Source organism: Streptomyces hesseae (genome assembly GCF_031845785.1).
GTDB classification, from domain to species: Bacteria; Actinomycetota; Actinomycetes; order Streptomycetales; family Streptomycetaceae; genus Streptomyces; species Streptomyces hesseae.
In genome coordinates this window covers 16,648-33,719 of sequence record NZ_JAVRFI010000017.1, presented here as the reverse complement: position 1 = coordinate 33,719, position 17,072 = coordinate 16,648, and the positions used below count along the sequence as shown (strand labels likewise).

Annotated in this window: 18 protein-coding genes and 1 other RNA gene; 8 read left to right on the top strand and 11 right to left on the bottom strand. The window is 71.7% G+C overall.

The genetic code is table 11. The features are described 5' to 3' along the window. Nucleotides 1-415: 415 nt before the first annotated feature. An RNA gene (gene rnpB, locus RM609_RS23525) (RNase P RNA component class A) lies at nt 416-827 on the bottom strand. Between the two features lie 140 nt (nt 828-967). On the opposite strand from rnpB, the gene yaaA reads away from it, so the two are divergent. Both yaaA and RM609_RS23515 read left to right on the top strand, forming a co-directional pair. Beyond that, complete coding sequence (gene yaaA / locus RM609_RS23520) at nt 968-1,768, top strand: peroxide stress protein YaaA (protein WP_311613511.1); 801 nt, start codon at nt 968-970, stop codon at nt 1,766-1,768. A 56-nt stretch (nt 1,769-1,824) separates the two neighbouring features. Continuing rightward, nucleotides 1,825-2,463, top strand: coding sequence for a bifunctional 4-hydroxy-2-oxoglutarate aldolase/2-dehydro-3-deoxy-phosphogluconate aldolase (locus RM609_RS23515; protein ID WP_311613510.1), 639 nt, complete (start codon nt 1,825-1,827; stop codon nt 2,461-2,463). A 23-nt stretch (nt 2,464-2,486) separates the two neighbouring features. Here RM609_RS23515 and RM609_RS23510 read toward each other — a convergent pair whose 3' ends face one another. The 3 genes from RM609_RS23510 to RM609_RS23500 form a co-directional block, all read right to left on the bottom strand. After that, nucleotides 2,487-3,056, bottom strand: a complete 570-nt coding sequence (locus RM609_RS23510) for a DUF4232 domain-containing protein (RefSeq protein ID WP_311613509.1) — start codon at nt 3,054-3,056, stop codon at nt 2,487-2,489. 178 nt (nt 3,057-3,234) lie between these two features. Beyond that, nucleotides 3,235-3,360, bottom strand: a complete 126-nt coding sequence (locus tag RM609_RS23505) for a DUF397 domain-containing protein (protein WP_311613610.1) — start codon at nt 3,358-3,360, stop codon at nt 3,235-3,237. Next, nucleotides 3,317-4,285 (bottom strand): helix-turn-helix domain-containing protein, encoded by a 969-nt coding sequence (locus tag RM609_RS23500; RefSeq protein WP_438828511.1) that lies wholly within the window; start codon nt 4,283-4,285, stop codon nt 3,317-3,319. The genes RM609_RS23505 and RM609_RS23500 overlap by 44 nt, the downstream gene beginning before the upstream one ends. A 110-nt stretch (nt 4,286-4,395) precedes the next feature. On the opposite strand from RM609_RS23500, the gene RM609_RS23495 reads away from it, so the two are divergent. Then, complete coding sequence (locus tag RM609_RS23495) at nt 4,396-4,743, top strand: hypothetical protein (protein WP_311613508.1); 348 nt, start codon at nt 4,396-4,398, stop codon at nt 4,741-4,743. A 493-nt stretch (nt 4,744-5,236) separates the two neighbouring features. On the opposite strand, the gene RM609_RS23490 is transcribed toward RM609_RS23495, so the two are convergent. The 4 genes from RM609_RS23490 to RM609_RS23475 form a co-directional block, all read right to left on the bottom strand. Then, nucleotides 5,237-6,418 carry a bifunctional RNase H/acid phosphatase gene (locus RM609_RS23490; protein ID WP_311613507.1) on the bottom strand — a complete coding sequence of 394 codons (1,182 nt, stop codon included), beginning with the start codon at nt 6,416-6,418 and terminating at the stop codon, nt 5,237-5,239. Between the two features lie 7 nt (nt 6,419-6,425). After that, nucleotides 6,426-7,169, bottom strand: a complete 744-nt coding sequence (locus RM609_RS23485) for a zinc ribbon domain-containing protein (protein WP_311613608.1) — start codon at nt 7,167-7,169, stop codon at nt 6,426-6,428. Between the two features lie 14 nt (nt 7,170-7,183). Next, nucleotides 7,184-8,023 (bottom strand): Nif3-like dinuclear metal center hexameric protein, encoded by an 840-nt coding sequence (locus RM609_RS23480; RefSeq protein WP_311613506.1) that lies wholly within the window; start codon nt 8,021-8,023, stop codon nt 7,184-7,186. 94 nt (nt 8,024-8,117) lie between these two features. Further along, nucleotides 8,118-9,164 (bottom strand): ABC transporter substrate-binding protein, encoded by a 1,047-nt coding sequence (locus RM609_RS23475; protein ID WP_311613505.1) that lies wholly within the window; start codon nt 9,162-9,164, stop codon nt 8,118-8,120. Between the two features lie 183 nt (nt 9,165-9,347). Here RM609_RS23475 and RM609_RS23470 point away from each other — a divergent pair, with 183 nt between their 5' ends. Further along, on the top strand, nt 9,348-10,550 hold the full coding sequence (locus tag RM609_RS23470; RefSeq protein ID WP_311613504.1) for a hypothetical protein: 1,203 nt from the start codon (nt 9,348-9,350) through the stop codon (nt 10,548-10,550). A gap of 303 nt (nt 10,551-10,853) precedes the next feature. Next, nucleotides 10,854-11,024, top strand: a complete 171-nt coding sequence (locus RM609_RS23465) for a hypothetical protein (protein ID WP_311613503.1) — start codon at nt 10,854-10,856, stop codon at nt 11,022-11,024. A 200-nt stretch (nt 11,025-11,224) separates the two neighbouring features. Here the strand turns inward: RM609_RS23465 and RM609_RS23460 are convergent, their stop codons facing one another. From RM609_RS23460 to RM609_RS23450, 3 genes are all read right to left on the bottom strand, one after another. Continuing rightward, the gene (locus RM609_RS23460; protein ID WP_311613502.1) at nt 11,225-12,166 is read right to left on the bottom strand and encodes a 3-oxoacyl-ACP reductase; all 942 of its coding nucleotides are present in this window, start codon (nt 12,164-12,166) and stop codon (nt 11,225-11,227) included. A gap of 118 nt (nt 12,167-12,284) precedes the next feature. Further along, complete coding sequence (locus tag RM609_RS23455; RefSeq protein ID WP_311613501.1) at nt 12,285-13,361, bottom strand: Zn-dependent alcohol dehydrogenase; 1,077 nt, start codon at nt 13,359-13,361, stop codon at nt 12,285-12,287. A 76-nt stretch (nt 13,362-13,437) separates the two neighbouring features. Next, nucleotides 13,438-14,322 (bottom strand): MaoC/PaaZ C-terminal domain-containing protein, encoded by an 885-nt coding sequence (locus RM609_RS23450; protein WP_311613500.1) that lies wholly within the window; start codon nt 14,320-14,322, stop codon nt 13,438-13,440. Nucleotides 14,323-14,529: 207 nt separating this feature from the next. On the opposite strand from RM609_RS23450, the gene RM609_RS23445 reads away from it, so the two are divergent. The 3 genes from RM609_RS23445 to RM609_RS23435 all read left to right on the top strand — a co-directional run bounded on the left by RM609_RS23445 (nt 14,530) and on the right by RM609_RS23435 (nt 17,072). Next, on the top strand, nt 14,530-15,717 hold the full coding sequence (locus tag RM609_RS23445; protein WP_311613499.1) for a sensor histidine kinase: 1,188 nt from the start codon (nt 14,530-14,532) through the stop codon (nt 15,715-15,717). Nucleotides 15,718-15,725: 8 nt separating this feature from the next. Further along, on the top strand, nt 15,726-16,331 hold the full coding sequence (locus tag RM609_RS23440; RefSeq protein ID WP_311613607.1) for a response regulator transcription factor: 606 nt from the start codon (nt 15,726-15,728) through the stop codon (nt 16,329-16,331). 96 nt (nt 16,332-16,427) lie between these two features. Then, on the top strand, nt 16,428-17,072 hold the full coding sequence (locus RM609_RS23435) for a class I SAM-dependent methyltransferase (RefSeq protein WP_311613498.1): 645 nt from the start codon (nt 16,428-16,430) through the stop codon (nt 17,070-17,072).

The following is a 17,072-nucleotide window of genomic DNA, read 5'->3' as shown; positions in this document are numbered from 1 at the left end:
CTTCCACCTGGTCTTCTACCTGAACGCGCTCTGGACGTGCGCACGATTCCCCCTCGTACGTACCGGAACGTTCACCGGAACCGGAACGGCTTCGGTCGGCGCATATGCAACCGGTGGGGGGTGGGCCGCACAATGGGGCGGTCGCGGGGTGGGGTGGCTTTTCGGCCCGAATGGGGCCGGGGACCGCGCCGCCGAAGCCGGTGACAACGCAGAGGCCCGCGCCCTTCTCGAACAGGCCGCGCACCTGCGGCGGGAAGCCGGACACGCGGAGCCCGGCCAGTGACCGACGACGGGTTCATGGGCCCGCTTCGTCTTCATCCGCCGCACCGCGGACCCGCAAATCGTGATCGAGGAACTCTTCTGGCAGTGACCATCCCGTCGCAGCCTGCTTTCGCAGGTCAGAGGGGGTAAGGGGCGGACGAGTCGGCCTGTACGCCGGGTTCTGTGCGCGCGGTCCCTTGCGGGAGCCGCGGCGGCGGCCATCCATCTAGGCCTGCCGTTGCCGACAGGCTCGTGCGGTCTACCCGCGGACTCGGGCAGGCTGCCCTCGATCGTCCGCGCAGGGCTGTCGCCGTGAAGCGACCGCCCCTCTTGACCTTGCTCCGGGTGGGGTTTACCTAGCCGCCTGGGTCACCCCAGGCGCTGGTGGTCTCTTACACCACCGTTTCACCCTTACCGGGAATCCGAAGATCCCCGGCGGTCTGTTTTCTGTGGCACTGTCCCGCGGGTCACCCCGGGTGGGCGTTACCCACCACCCTGCCGTGTGGAGCCCGGACGTTCCTCGGGAGACCCCCTGAAGGGTCCCACGCGGCCGCCCGGCCGGCTCGTCCGCCGTGCTCCCATGCTACCGGCCCGCCACCAGGCCCGTTGACGCCGGGGCGATCACCCGGCCGCGTTAGGGTGCGACACGGATACGCAAACGGATACGCATACGTATGCGCAAGAGGCTCGCCGAAGGAGATCGACCGTGCTCGTGCTGTTGCCGCCGTCCGAGGGGAAGGCCACGGGCGGTACCGGGCCCGCGCTGGACGCCGGGGCGCTGGCGCTTTCCGGCCTCGCGGCCGCCCGGGAGGCCGTGCTCACCGAGCTGGTGGATCTCTGCGCGGGCGACGAGGACAAGGCCGCCGACGTCCTCGGCCTCTCCCCCGGCCTCCGTGGCGAGATCGCCAAGAACGCCGCCCTGCGGACGTCCGGCACCCGCCCCGCCGGGGAGATCTACACCGGCGTCCTCTACGACGCCCTCGGCCTCGCCACCCTCAGCGGCCCCGCCCGCCGCGCGGCCGAACGCTCCCTGCTCGTCTTCTCCGGCCTCTGGGGCGCGGTCCGGATCACCGACCCCATCCCCTCCTACCGCTGCTCCATGGGCGTCAAGCTCCCCGGCCTCGGCGCCCTCGGCGCGTACTGGCGCGGCCCCATGGCCGACGTCCTGCCGGAGGCGGCGGGCGACGGCCTCGTCCTGGACCTGCGGTCCGCCGCCTACGCCACCGCCTGGAAGCCCAAGGGCGAGCTCGCCGAGCGGACGGCGACCGTGCGCGTGCTCCACTCCAAGATCGTGGGTGGCGTGGAGAAGCGGTCGGTCGTCAGCCACTTCAACAAGGCCACGAAGGGCCGTCTCGTCCGCGACCTGCTGACCGCCGGCTTCGACCCGGCCGACCCCGCCGAACTCGCCGGCACCCTGCGGGAGCTGGGCTACGTCGTCGAGGGCGACGACGCCCTCGTCAAGCGCGGCAAGCCGCAGGCGCTCGACGTGATCGTGACCGAGCTCTGACCCTCGCGTTGCACATGCTGCAACGTCCGTTGTGGTGAGCGATCCGTCTCGGCAGGATGACGGGCGTGACCGATCTCCTTGATCTCTCGCCCGTCATCCCCGTCGTCGTCCTCCACGACATCGCCGACGCGATACCGCTCGCGCGGGCGTTGGTGGCGGGAGGACTCCCGGTGATCGAGGTCACCCTACGGACCCACACCGCGCTCGACGCGATACGCGCGATTACCGCTGAGGTACCGGAGGCCATCGTCGGTGCCGGAACGGTCCTGCGCCCCGCGCAGGCCGAGGCCGCCGTCGAGGCGGGAGCCCGCTTCCTGGTCAGCCCCGGCTGGACGGACCGGCTCCTCGACGGCCTCCGGGCGACCGGCATGCCGTTCCTGCCGGGCGTCGCCACGGCGTCGGAGGTGCTGGCGCTACTGGAACGCGGGGTGCGCGAGATGAAGTTCTTCCCGGCGGAGGCGGCGGGTGGGGTGGAGTACCTGAGGTCGCTGTCGGCGCCGTTGCCGACCGCCCGCTTCTGCCCCACGGGCGGGATCGGGCCCGAGTCCGCCCGTGAATACCTGGCCCTGCCCAACGTCGGGTGTGTGGGTGGCACGTGGATGGTGCCCGCCGACGCCGTGCGTACGCATGACTGGGAGCGGGTGCGGGAGCTCGCCGCGCAGGCGGCGGCGCTACGGGGCGCCACCGCCGGTTAGTTGCCGCTTAACGGTCGCCGGGATCAGGACTGCGGCGTGTCCGCGTCCTTCACGGAGTCGATCGCGTCGCCGATGTTGTCCCGGTACAGGCCGAGCTTCGGGTTGAGCACACGGGTGCCGGCTTCGAGGGGGAAGTTGAGCGTGTCGGCGTTGGGCATGTGGTCGCCGTCGGCCAGGACGTTCATCTCGTCGATCCCGGGCACGGTGCCGGTGGTCGCGCCGGTGGGGTTGAGGTCGACGACCGCGTACGCGCTCTGCCCGGCGTGCAGGGCGTAGGCGGGCGGGCCGCCGAGGCCGCCGGGGACGATGGGCCGCACGTTGTGGCTCTGGTCGGCGGAGTGCGAGTTGCCCAGGTGGACCAGCGGGAAGTAGCTCAGACCGCAGGAATTCGCGCCCAGGTTGCGCACCTCGATCAACCGCTGGCTGGGCGCCGCGTTCCAGCCGGATACCTCCACCTTCAGCTGCTCCATGGAGCACGGGTGGGAGTAGGCGTAGCTGTCGCTGTTGTCGGGGTTGGTCGCTGCGGAGGCGGTCGCGGCCGGGAGAACGGTCAGCGCGACGGCGCCGAGGAGGAGGGCGGAAGCGGTCTTCATGGACACGGTGGTCGGCCTTTCACTGTGGTCGGTTGAACAACTCGGTTGAACAACTCGACAGTGCGTCGCGTCCCGTCCCAGGCGCCACGGTCCGGCCGCGGTTAGGGACGCTGGAACGGTTCCATAGTCCCTGACCTGCGGTTATGCCCTCTCCTGGAACGCCGTTCCGGAACGTGCCCTAGACGGCGCCCCGCTTCAGCCCGTCCACGAAGGCCGCCCACGCGGCGGGCCGGAAGACCAGGGCGGGGCCCTGGATTCGCTTACTGTCCCTTACGGGGACGAAGTCGGGGATACCGGGGGCTATTTCTATGCAGTCGCCGGCATTGCCCCCGCTGTGGCTGCTCTTGCGCCATACAGTCATCGTGCGCGTATCCCTCCATCGCATCTCTGATCAGAGCAGCGGAGTCACGAGCGGACAGAGCGTCCGCTCTGAGCACATCATAGGTCTGCGCGTGCCGAGCGATAACGGCTGGATCGCGGTTGAAATGGCCGTTGTCCAACGACTCGGAGTAAACCCAGACCTCTCCGTTCGGCAGCGTGATCAGCGACATCGAGGTGTCCGGCCGGATGATCCTGCCGTCATGGGCAGGCGCCACCTGAATGCACACGTTGGGCCGCTGCCCCATGGCCAGCAGATGCGCGCACTGGTTACGCATCACGGCGTCATCGCTCATCATCGTGCGGATTGAACTCTCATCGAGCACCGCGATGAGAAGAGGACCATCAGGGTCAAGGAAACGCTGCTGACGGCTCATCCGAGCCCGCAAACGCTCCTCGACTTCCTTTTCGTCCCCAGGGACCGAGCGCGAAAACAGCGCTCGGGCGTATTCCTCCGTCTGCAACAGGCCAGGAATTACCTGCCCCTGGTACGTGCGGATGGCAACCGCCTGCGCGTCCATCTCCGCCCGCCGCTTGAACCAGTCCGGATGACTGACCTCCGGGTACCAGTCGATCTTCCGCCACAGCTTGGCGAACATCTCCCCCGTGCCCAGCTCCCGATCGCACGCCAGCACAAACCGCCGTTGCGGAACCCGCGTCCCCGTCTCCACCCTCGCCACCAGCGACCGATCGCACGGGATCTTCACCGCCAGATCCCCCTGCGTCAGCCCCGCGACCTCCCGGTGGTGCCGGAGCACCTCCCCGAACACCGCCGCCGTCGTGGCTCCCGCTCCACCACTCCCGTCGCGCCGCATCGCCGCACCGTCCTCCCCCTGTTCCAGGTTGCCCATGGCACGTGCAAAACGTTGAGAGCGTAGGCAGCGATCCGCAACTCTGTCCTTACAACAAGTAGTTGGTCACCCACACGAGCGTGTTTCAACGGCCGAAATCAAGGAAACCGATGGTTCCTCTCAGCTACTCCACCTCCCCACGCCCCTCCGACGCGGACCTGCGCCGGCTCTCCGCGCAGACCGCGAGTGAGCTACAGACCGTCTGTCGCGATCACGGCTGGGCCCTGCACATCACCGCCGGCGAACCCGCGAGCGGCAGCGCGTATGTACAGTTCCCGCCGATTCGTGTGGATGTGGCACAGCAGATCATCGCCGGGTTGCGGCGGCTGCTCACCAACCGTTGTGCCGAATGCCTGGCGATCAAGAAGCGACGCGCCCAGGCGATCAGGGACAAGGACATGACCACGGCGGCCGCCGCTGCCGCGGCCATGGGGAGACACCAACGGGCGGTTCACTGACAACATATGGCCTACACATGACCGGCGGCGCGCTAACCTGCTGCCGCCATGAACGATTTCGTTGACGAAGCACGCTCGCGAGTCGCACATCTGCTCCGGATGGCCAATACGACCGATGGCCGGATGAGGGCCCAGATCATCGAGTACGCCGATACGACGCCCGAGCCCCCGGTGATAAGCAGGGGGGCCGGGATCGTCACGACCGGCTGTTCCCGGTGTCTGCGGACGGCCTGGCGGCAGCACGACTCCGAGGGGCCGCTGTGGGTGTGCGGCACGTGCGGGCACGTGGAGCCGATCACCATGCGGTGCCCGGAGTGCGATGTCGACATGACGCCGCCACGTATGGGCGCGCCCGACCGCTGGGAGTGCCCCACTTGCGACCGGGTGGGATCGACTCTCGCCTCGTCATAGTCGTAAAAAGGCCGCGCCCCGCGAAACCGATCGTGAGAGGAGGGGTGGCTGTAGGACGCCACCCCTCCTGCCGCGGATGCGACTACCGCAGGTGCGACGTGTCGTTCAGCAGTCGCAGCGACGCGTTGCCGTCGCCGTAGTACGCCACCGCCGACAGCGACGCCGCCGAGAGTTCCATGCGGAACAGGGACTCCGGCGGGGCGCCCAGGGCGAGCCGTACCAGGGTCTTGATCGGCGTCACGTGCGTGACCAGCAGCACCGTGCGGCCCGCGTAGCGGGTGATGAGCTTGTCGCGGGAGAGGGAGACGCGGCGGGCGACCGTCGCGAAGCTCTCGCCCCCGCCCGTCGGGGCGACCTTGGTCGAGGCGAGCCAGGCGTCGAGGTCCTCGGGGAAACGCTCGCGGACCTCGGCGAAGGTCAGGCCCTCCCAGCTGCCGAAGTCGGCCTCGCGGAGGCCCTCCTCGACGCGGACGTCCAGGCCGAGCCGGTCGGCGATGGCACCCGCCGTTTCCCGGCACCGGCGCATGGGCGAGCTGACGATCGCCTGGATGGTGCCGCGCGCGGCGAGCGCGGCGGCGGCCGCTTCCGCCTGGCGGCGGCCTGCGGCGGACAGCTCCGGGTCGGTGCCGCTGCTGCCGGAGAAACGCTTCTCCGGGGTGAGGGCGGTCTCGCCGTGGCGGAGGAGGACAAACGTCGTGGGCGCGCCGAGGTCGGCGGGGGCGGCCCAGCCGATGGGGGCGGCCTTGGGCTCGGCGAGCGGTTCGGCGGCGGGGATCTCCAGCGCGGCCGCGACACCGGACGCGCCCCGGTCGCCCCGGTCCGCCGACGAGAGGCCCGGCTCCCACTGGCGGCCCGCCTTGCCCGCGTCCATGGCCTCATTCGCCAGCCGGTCCGCGTGCTTGTTCTTCTCGCGCGGGATCCACTGGTAGGAGACCTGGCCCGCCGGGTAGACCCGCTGGGCCCGGGCGGCGAGCGGCTTCATGTCCGGGTGCTTGATCTTCCAGCGGCCGGACATCTGCTCGACGACGAGCTTGGAGTCCATACGGACCTGGATCTCGGCGTCGGGGTCGAGGGCGCGGGCGGCCTCCAGGCCGGCGATCAGGCCCTTGTACTCGGCGACGTTGTTCGTGGCCGTGCCGATGTACTCGGCGGCCTCGGCGAGCGCCTCGCCGGTGACGGCGTCGAGGACGACCGCGCCGTAGCCGGCGGGGCCCGGGTTGCCCCGGGAGCCGCCGTCGGCCTCGACGATGAAGCGGTTGGGCATGGCCGGCTTACAGGCCCGAGTCGGACGTGCGGACCAGGATGCGGCTGCAGTTCTCGCAGCGGACGATCTCGTCGGCGGCGGCCTTACGGACCTCGTTGAGCTCGGTGATGTCGAGCTCCAGGCGGCAGCCCTCGCAACGGCGCTGGTAGAGGCGGGCGGCGCCGACGCCGCCGGACCGGGCGCGGACCTTGTCGTAGAGCTTGATCAGGTCGGCCGGGACGGAGCCGGCGACGACCTCGCGCTCCTTGGTGACGGTGGCGACCTCGGCGTCGATGGTCGCGGTGGCGGCGTCGCGGCGGGCGACGGCGTCGTCGACCTTGGCCTGGACGGAGGCGACGCGGCCGGTCAGCTCGGCGCCCCGCTCGGCGGCGGCCTCACGGCGCTCCATGACCTCGAGGACGACGTCCTCCAGGTCGCCCTGGCGCTTGGCGAGGGAGGCGATCTCGTGCTGGAGCTTCTCCAGGTCCTTGGGGGACATGCCGGCGCCGGAGTCCAGGCGCTGCTGGTCGCGGGCGGCGCGCTGGCGGACCTGGTCGACGTCCTGCTCGGCCTTGGCCTGCTCGCGGGCGCAGTCGCTCTCCTCGGTCTGCGCGGCGACGAGGAGGTCGCGGTGCTGGGCGAGGTCGCCCTCGAGGGCGGTGATCTCGGCGTGCTCGGGGAGGCTCTTGCGCTTGTGGGCGAGCTGGGTGAGGCGGACGTCCAGGGCCTGGAGGTCGAGGAGACGGATCTGGTCGGCGGGCGCGGCGTTGATTTGGGGACTCCTGATTACTGGGGATGGGAGGACGACGCCGCGTGGGCGGTCCAGGGGTCGGTGACCGTACGGGAGACATGGGTGCGCAGGCCCCAGCCGTGGCGGTCGGAGATCTCGTCGAGCTGGGCGGCGGCCTGCTCGGTCCAGGGCCATTCGGTGGCCCAGTGGGCGGCGTCGATCAGGGCGAGCGGGCTCTGCGCCCGCGCGTCGGACGCCGGGTGGTGGCGCAGGTCGGCGGTGACGTAGGCGTCGACGCCGGCGGCCCGCACCTCCTCGAAGAGGGAGTCGCCGGAGCCGCCGCAGACGGCGACCGTGCGGATGAGGTGCTCGGGGTCGCCCGCGGCGCGGATGCCCTGGGCGGTGGCGGGCAGTCGCTTGGCGGCGCGCTCGGCGAAGGCGGCCAGGGTCAGCGGCGGGTCGAGCTCGCAGATCCGGCCGAGGCCGCGGCGGCCGGCGGGGTCGCTCGGGTCGGGCACGAGCGGGGCGACGACGCGCAGGTCGAGGGCGCCGGCGAGGGCGTCGGAGACACCGGGGTCGGCGCGGTCGGCGTTGGTGTGCGCGACGTGCAGCGCGATGTCGTTCTTGATCAGGGTGTGCACGGCGCGGCCCTTGAAGGTGCCGGCCGAGACCGTCGTCGTCCCCCGCAGATAGAGAGGGTGGTGGGCGACGATCAGATCGGCGCCGAGCTCCACGGCCTCGTCGACGACTTCCTGGACGGGGTCGACGGCGAACAGGACCCGGGTGACCTCGGCATCGGGGTCGCCGCAGACCGTACCGACGGCGTCCCACTGCTCGGCTCGCTCCGGGGGCCAGAGGGCTTCGAGGGCGGAGATGACTTCAGACAGTACGGGCACGGAGGAAAGGCTACCTTCCTCCGTGCCCGCCCTTCGCTGACGCGTGGGGCTGCGCCGCTCCGTCCTACTTCTTTCCCTACTTCTTCACCAGGCCCTACTTCTTCACCAGAATGGCGCGGAGATCGTCGAGAACGCTGTTTGCCGCCGTGACACCGAGGCCGAGGTACCAGGTCTCGTCGGAGACGTTCTTGGCCCGACCGTCCTTGACCGCCTTCAGGCTCTTCCAAAGCGGGTTGTCCTCGGCGGTGTCGCGCTTGGTCTTGTCCGGGTCGCCGTAGACGCCGGTGAAGATCCAGTCGGCGTCGGCCTTGTCGATGTTCTCGGGGCTGATCTCCACGGCGAGCTTGTCGGCCTGCTGGTTCTTGGGCCGGGGCAGGCCGGCGTCCTTGAGGACGGTGCCGATGAAGGACTGCTGCGCGTACAGACGGGTGAACTGCGGCAGGTAGCGCAGCATGGTGACCGTCGGCTTCTTGTCGCCGAGGTCGGCGCCGAGCTGCTTCGCCTTGGCCTCGTAGTCCGCCAGCTGCTTCTTGGCCTCGGCGGTCCTGTCGAGCGCGGCGGCGTTGAGGAGGTAGTTCTCCTTCCAGGTGAAGCCCGGGCGGACGGAGAACACGGTCGGGGCGATCTTCGAGAGGTCCTTGTAGTGCTTCTCGGCGCGGAGCTTGCTGCCGAGGATCAGGTCGGGCTTGAGCTCGTTGATCGCTTCGAGGTTGAGGTTGTTGATGGTGCCGACGCTCTTGGGCTCGCCGACGTCCTTCTTGAGGTAGCCGGGGATGTCCATGCTGCCCTCGCTGGGGGCCCAGCCGACGGGCTTGAGGCCGAGCGAGACGACGTTGTCGAGCTCGCCGACGTCGAGGACGACGACGCGCTGGGGGCGCTGCTTGATCTCCGTCTTGCCCAGGGCGTGGGTGATGGTGCGCGGGAACTGGCCGGGGGCGGCGTCCGTGCCCATCTTCGCGGTCTGCTCGGCGGCCTTGCCGAAGTCCTTGCCCTTCTCGGACACCGCCTTCGAACCGGCGCCGCCGTCCTTGCCCGATTCCGAGGAGCCGCCGGACGAGCCGCCGCAGGCGGTGAGGGTGAGCGCGGCGGCTATGGACAGGGCTGCGGCAGCGGTCGCGGTGCCGCGGCGGCGGAGGGACATGGGGGCTCCCGGCTAGGTACTTAGGATCGCCTTACCTTAATCCCACGCCTTCCCGGAAGCACACCCACCCCCCTTTCTCAGGCGAACCGGACAACTAACCACCCATACGGGTGAACCACCCGGGGTCGCAGGCCTCCACGGGAATCCGGATAACTACGTTCTGTGCCGGAGGTGACGTTTCCCATGACGGTCTGTGCTCCCCACGGCCCCCAGAGCACTCCGCAGAGCCTTCCGCGGAGCGCGCCGCCGGAGGACCTGAGACGCCCGGCGTTCACCGTTACGGTGGACGGCTCGTACGCGGCCTGGCTCGCCCTCGGCCGCGGCACGGACGGCTGGTTCCCCGAGCGCTGGACCCTCGACGGTCCCGAGCCCTACGCGGTGTCCCTGCCCGGCACCCAGCCCGAGGAGCCGGACAGCCAGCTGCTCCCCCTGACCGACGGCCGGGTCGTCATCCGCCGCCGCGTCGCCGAGCGGTACGCGCTGTCGCTCCTCTACCCCACCGGGCCCGGCACCGGCGAACTGCCGCTCGGCGCCATCGAGTGCCCGTATCTGTGCCTGCTGCCCCCCGCGCCCGACGGCACGTCCGCCTACGCGCTCGTCCACGGCGAGGAACAGACCACCCTCTGGCGGGTGCACGGCGGCAGCGGCGGCCCCCAGTTGCTGGCCACGGTGCCGGGGCGGTGCGAGGGCGGCGCCTGGCTCGACCGCTCCGGACGGCTGCTCGCCCTGGACCGGGAGCTGGACGGCCTGACCAAGGCCGTCGTCGTCGACCTGGGCCGGGGCGGCGAGACCAGCCCGCTGCTCCAGATCACCGAGAAGAGCAACGACCGCCTGCTGCTCGCCGAGCCCGACAGCGGCCTGCTGCTCGTACGCTCCGACGCGCCCGGCGTCGACCGGCTGGGCTGGGGCGTGCTGGGCTCGGCACGGCCCGTGCGCTTCCCCGAGTGCCTGCTGCCGGCGGACGCCGAGCTGACCCCCTTCGCCGCGCGACCGGGCCAGGGCCTGGCCCCCGAGGAGTGCGCGGTGGCGTTCCGCGTCGACCAGGGGACGGGCGGCGACGACTGGGTGGGCGTGTGGAGCGCGGCCACCAAGCGGCTGCGGCGCTTCCCCGGCCCGACGGGCTGGCTCGCGGGGGCCGGGCTCTGGACGGCGAGCGGGGAGCTGCGGCTGCCGTTCGTGACGGCGAGTGTGCCGTGCGGGCTGGCGCGGGTGCCGGTGCCGGTGTCCATGCCGGAGTCGGCATCCGTGCCGGTGTCGGTGTCCATGCCGGTGCCGGACGAGCCCGACGACTTCTCCGAACCGTCGGCGGCGTCGGCCATGTCCATGGTGCCGGTGCCCGTGCCACGGCCGCCCCGGCCGGTGCCGCTCCAGCAGGCGCCGCTCTAACGGGTGCCGCTCTAGCGGGTGCCGCTCTAGCCGGTGCCGCTCCAGCAGGCGCCGCTCTAGCAGATGCCCTGCGCACGTACTCCGTAACGGGGCACAAGGCGGACACACCGAAGGGGACGGGTGGCCCGGTGATCAAGGCCCCGTTAAACTTCGGGTGGGGGTCGCGCGGCCGTAGCCGGTCTTTACAACGACCGTAGCTGGGCGGCGTGTTGGCGGTTGCGTCTGACGTGGTGTTACGTCGTGTGAGGCGATGCCGTGGCCCCCGTGCGTACGCTTCCCCATCCGACGGAGTGACTTTTCCTCATGCCCGATGCCCGAACCGACACGACCGAGGCGCGCCCGCTCATCAATGCGTCCGCCGCACAGGCCGCTGCCGCCGGCACCGGCAGGCACCGTGGTCCGGTGTCCCCGGACGACAACGCGGCGGCCGCGGCGGCTGCCGCGCATGGCAAGCACCGGCGCGAGGCCGACTGACGTCGGGTTCGCCCGACTGGCCCGTACGGCCGTTGTCCGGCTCGCATCGCGCGAGCCGGGCGACGGCCGTTTTGCGTACGGGTGCGGGCCGGTTCGGCACCGGGTGGAGCGTGCCCCGGTCCCGCCCTTTCGCCGTTTCCCGGAGGCTCCGCCCCCCGGACCCCCGCTCCTCAAACGCCGGAGGGGCTGGTTTCAGCCCGTCAGGGGAGAACCGCCGCGAAGCCCTCGCCTCCGTCACGCGTCGCGTAATAAGGCGTCAGCACCCGGTCCAGCTCCTCGATCGTGAAAACGTCCCCCTTCGTGTCGAAGCGCGCCGCGACCCTCGGCCGCTCCATTACCGCCACCATCCCCCCGTGGACCACGAAGACCTGCCCCGTGATGCCCGCCGCGGGCGGCGACGCCAGGTAGGAGACCAGGGGGGCGACGTGCTCCGGAGCGAGCGGGTCGACGCCACCCTCCGCCGAGGGGGTGACCGCCGCGAAGACGTCCTCCGTCATACGGGTCCGCGCGCGCGGACAGATCGCGTTCACGGTGACGCCGTACTTCCGCAGGGCGGAGGCCGTCGAGAGGGTCAGGCCGACGATGCCGCCCTTGGCCGCCGCGTAGTTCGGCTGGCCGGGTGAGCCGGCCAGGAAGGCCTCGGAGGAGGTGGTGACGATCCGGCCGTGGACCGGGGCGCCGCCCGTCGCCTTGGAGCGGTCGCGCCAGTGCGCGGCGGCGAAGCGGATCGTGTTGAAGTGGCCCTTGAGGTGGACGCGAACGACCGCGTCCCATTCGTCCTCGGTCATCGAGAAGACCATGCGGTCCCGGAGGATGCCCGCGTTGTTGACCAGGACGTCCAGCGAGCCGTAGGTGTCGAGCGCCAGCTCCACCAGTTCCCGGGCCTGGCCGAAGTCGGACACGTCGCCGGTGTGGGCGACGGCCTCGCCGCCCGCCGCCCGGATCTCCGCGACGACCGACTCGGCCGGGCCGGCGGACGCCTCGCCGGAGCCGTCGCGGCCGGGACGGCCGTAGTCGTTGACGACGACGCGGGCGCCGTGCCGGGCCAGCTCCAGGGCCTCGGCCCGGCCGAGGCCGCGCCCGGCGCCGGTGACGATCGCCGTCCGGTCGCGGAGGGTACGCAGCGGCCGGCCGGCGCTCACAGTGCCACCCCGTTCTCCCCCAGAGCTGACGCCTGGGAGGGACCCCCATCTCCGCCCGCGCGGCGCAGAGGCGCGGCCATCGAGGTCGTCTGCGGCCCGGCGGCCGCGCGTGCGTCGCTCACAGCATCACCCAGGTGCGCAGGGCCTCGCCCGTGCGCATCTGCTCGATGGCGTCGTTGACGCGGGCGAGCGGCACCCGGTGGGTGATCAGGCCTTCGAGGTCCACGCGGCCCGCGCGCCAGAGGGCGATCGCGCGGTCGTAGGAGCGGCGGACGTCGCCGCCGCCGTACAGGGAGGGCAGGATCCGCTTCTCGTCGAAGAACAGCTCGAACATGCTGACGCGGAAGTGGTCGTCGAGGGCGCCCGCGCCGACGACGCAGAGGGTGCCGCCGCGCCGGGTGGCCTCGTAGGCGGTGCGGGCGGTGGCGGAGGTGCCGACGACCTCGAAGACGTAGTCGAAGCCCTCGCCGGAGGTGACGCGTGACGAGGCGTCGGTCAGGCCCTCGGGGGCGACGGCCTCGGTGGCGCCGAAGCGCAGGGCCGCCTCGCGGCGGGAGGCCACCGGGTCGACGGCCACGATCCGGGCCGCGCCGCAGACCTTCGCGCCCTGGATCGCGGAGATGCCCACGCCGCCGCAGCCGATGACGGCGACGGACGCGCCGGGCTCCACCTTGGCGGTGTTGAGGACCGCGCCGAGCCCGGTGGTGACGCCGCAGCCGAGGAGGGCGCCTATCTCGTAGGGCACGTCGTCGGGGATGGGCACGGCACAGCCCGCGCCGACGACGACCTCCTCGGCGAAGGTGCCGGTGCCGGCGAAGCCGTAGAGGTCCTCGGAGCGGTGCCGGAAGTTGGGGGCTGCGGCGTTGGCGAGGCCCGCGAGGCAGAGGTGGGTCTGGCCGCGGGCGCAGGAGGCGCAGTCGCCGCAGGGGGGCAGCCAGCAGATCAGGACGCGGTCGCCCGGCCGGACGTGGGTGACGCCCTCCCCCACCTCGACGACGTCGCCGGCGCCCTCGTGGCCGGGGACGAGGGGGGCGCGCTGGGGCAGGACCCCGGACATCGCGGAGAGGTCGGAGTGGCACAGTCCGGCGGCCCTGACGCGGATTCTGACCTTGCCGGGGCCGAAGCCGACGGTCTGGACGCCGTCGAGGACGTCGAGGGTCTCCTGCCCGGTCTTGTGCTGTACGGCGGCGCGCATGGCGGTGCTCCCTTCACGGGTGAGGGTGCGGGTGCGGGTGCGCTTGCTGGGCGTTGGCGGTTGCGCGTACTCGTGGTTACGCGTACTCGACGAGCGTGTCGGTCAGCACGGGCGCGTCGTCGCGCTCGACGACTCCGGCGGTCACCTGGACGTGGCCGGGTCCCGGGGTGTCGCGCCAGATCCTTACGCGCAGGGTCTCGCCGGGGTGGACGACGCCGGCGAAGCGGGTGGCGTAGGAGCGCACCCGGGTCACGTCGCCGCCGAGCACGGTGTCCACGACGGCCTTGAGGACGATGCCGTAGGAGCACAGTCCGTGCAGGATCGGCCTGTCGAAACCGGCGAGCCGGGCGAACTCGGGGTCGGCGTGGAGGGGGTTCCAGTCGCCGGAGAGGCGGTAGAGGAGGGCCTGGTCCTCGCGGACGTACCGGTCGACGGTGATGCCGGGCTCGGCGTCGGGGGCGGGGAGGCGTTCGGTGACGCCGCGTTCGCCGCCGAAGCCGCCCTCGCCCTTGACGAAGATCTCGCTGACGCCGGTCCACAGCGGTCCGTCGTCGTCCTCGGTGTCCGAGCGCAGCACGATGACGGCCGCCTTGCCCTTGTCGTAAACGGCGGCGACGCGCGAGGTCTGGGTGACGCCGGTGGCCCGGATGGGCAGGGGGCGGTGGAGGGTGACGGTCTGCCCGCCGTGGAGGACGGCGGCGAGGTCGACGTCGATGCCGGGCATGGAGAGGGCGCCGGCCACGGCGCGGCCGCCGCCGGCGACGGTGGCGAAGCTCGGGAGGACGTGGAGCCGGCTCTCCAGGGTGTAGCGCAGTTCGCCGGGGTCGGTGGCGAGGCTCCGCCCGCCCTGGCGCGAGCCCGCGCCGATGCCGAGGTGGTAGAGCAGGACGTCCTTGTGGTCCCAGGCGAGCGAGGCGGTCCGGGGTGCGGCGGTGGTCGCCTTGACCGGGTCGATGGGCATGGAGGTGTGCGCTCCTTCGCCGTCCGGAATGCGTGAGCCCGTTGACTAGAACGCGTTCTACTCAACGGGCCCTCATGTATAGCCGATTCCGGTTGACGCCGGAAGACACCCGACGGCAGAGGGACGACAAGGGGAGGACAAATGTCATGGGCGGGTGGGGACATCCGCATCTGACCGTGCGTCATGCCCTTCCCTAGGATTCCGGTCATGAGAAAGACCACGGGGGCCCCGCTCGACGACAACATGGAGCGGCACAAACCGCCGGGCAAGTTCGCCTTTCTGCCCTGGCTGCTGATGATTTCCGGTGATGTGCAGGACCTCGCCAAGGGGGCGTTCCCCCATCCCTGGCTGGGCGGCCTGGGCGTCGCCGCGTTCGCCGTCCTGTACACGGCCACGGTGATGCTCGGCCTGGACCGGGCGCGGCTGGGCACCCGGACGCCCCGGCTGCTGCTCCTGGGCGTGGCCGTGGTCGCCTACGCGCTGTCGCTGGGGTACGGCGGCGAATGGCTGATGTGCTTCCCCGTGCTGTCCCTGGCCGCCGGCATCGTGCTGCGCGGCAACCGGGCGCTGGCCTTCGCGGTGCTGGGCATCGCCGCGTCGGCGGGGGTGATCGCCGGCTGGCACAGCGGCGCCGAGAACGCGATGATCACCGGCTACGGCTCCGTCATGTCCGGCATGGTGACCGCGTCGGTCCTGCGGCTCTTCGAGACCGTCGCCGAACTCCGCGAGACCCGCGAGGAGCTGGCCCGCTCCGCCGTGGAGCGCGAGCGGCTGCGTTTTTCCCGCGATCTGCACGACCTGCTGGGCCACACCATGTCCGTGATCGTGGTCAAGGCGGAGGCGGTGCGCCGGCTGGCACCCCGGAACCTGGACGCCGCCCTGGGCCAGGCCGCCGACATCGAGGCGGTGGGCCGGCAGGCCCTCACCGAGATCCGCGAGGCGGTGACCGGCTACCGCGAGGGCAGTCTCACCACCGAGCTCGACCGCGCCCGTTCGGTGCTCGACGCCTCCGGCATCACGGCCGACATACGCCAGTCGGGCCCGCCGCTGCCGCCGCAGACGGCGGCGCTGCTGGGCTGGGTCGTCCGGGAGGGGGTCACCAATGTCGTCCGGCACAGCAGGGCGCAGCGGTGTGTGATCGAGGTCCGGGGAGCGGAGGACCGGGTTCATCTAGAGATCAGCGACGACGGGCGCGGCGTAGGGTCGTCGGAGCCGGGGTCGGGGTCAGGGTCGGGCTCGGGGTCGGGCGGCAACGGTCTGAAGGGCCTGGCCGAGCGGCTTGCCGCCGGTGGTGGCTCCCTGGCGTCGGGCCCCGACGGGAAGCGTGGCTTCCGCCTGACGGCGGAGCTTCCGGTGGACGAGAGCGACGGAGACGGAGAGGAGCGGGCCGCGTGAGCAGCGAGCTGATCAAGGTGCTTCTGGCGGAGGACCAGGGGATGATGCGCGGCGCGCTGGCGCTGCTGCTCGGTCTGGAGGACGACATCGAGATCGTCGCCCAGGTCGGCAACGGTGACGACATCGTCCCCAAGGCCCTTGAGGCGCGCCCCGACATCGCGCTGCTGGACATCGAACTCCCCGGCCGCAGCGGCCTCGACGCCGCCGCCGACCTGCGCACCCGGCTCCCGGGGTGCCGGGTGCTGATACTCACCACGTTCGGCCGCCCCGGCTATCTGCGACGGGCGATGGAGGCGGGCGCGTCCGGTTTCCTGGTCAAGGACGGCCCGGTGGAGGACCTGGCGGCCGCGATCCGCCGCGTGCTGGCGGGCGAGCGCGTCATCGACCCGGCCCTGGCCGCGGCCGCGCTCAGCGCGGGGCCGAATCCGCTGACGCAGCGGGAGCGGGACGTTCTGTCGGCGGCCGTGGACGGGGCGACCGTCGCGGACATCGCGGCGAAGGTGCACTTGTCGCCGGCGACGGTGCGGAATTATCTGTCGGCGGCGATCGGGAAGACGCAGACGCGGAACCGGATGGAGGCGGTGCGGGCGGCGCGCCAGAACGGGTGGTTGTGACCGGGGCCCCGCCCCCGGCCCCCCTCCGGCGGCGCGCACCGCGCCGTGCGGCAGCATGGGGCACCGTTCGACCGCCCCGCACAGTGAGGACCCGCCATGCCGCCCACGCCCGACATACTCGCCGCCTTCGAGGCCGCGAAGGGATTCATGCCGGTGGACGAGGGCCTCGCCCTGTACGCCGCCGCGCGGGACGCGGCGCGGCTCGGGCTGCCGCTGCTGGAAGTGGGGACGTACTGCGGTCGTTCGACGATCCTCCTCGCCGACGCGGCCCGCGAAGGCGGCACCGTCGCGGTGACCGTCGACCACCACCGCGGCAGCGAGGAGCAGCAGCCCGGCTGGGAGTACCACGACGCGTCCGTCGTGGACCACGAGCCGGGCGTGGGGCGGATGGACACCCTGCCGACGTTCCGCAGGACGCTCTACAAGGCGGGCCTGGAGGACCACGTCATCGCCGTCGTCGGGCGGTCGCCGCAGGTGGCGAAGGTGTGGCAGGCGCCGGTCGGGCTGGTGTTCATCGACGGCGGGCACACGGACGAGCACGCCAACGCCGACTACGAGGGGTGGGCGCCGCACGTCGCACCCGAGGGGCTGCTCGTCATCCACGACGTGTTCCCCGACCCCGCCGACGGCGGTCAGGCCCCGTACCGCGTGTATCTCCGGGCGCTCGCGTCCGGCGCGTTCACCGAGGTCTCCGTGACGCGCTCGCTGCGCGTACTGCGGCGTACAGGTCTCGGAAACTGA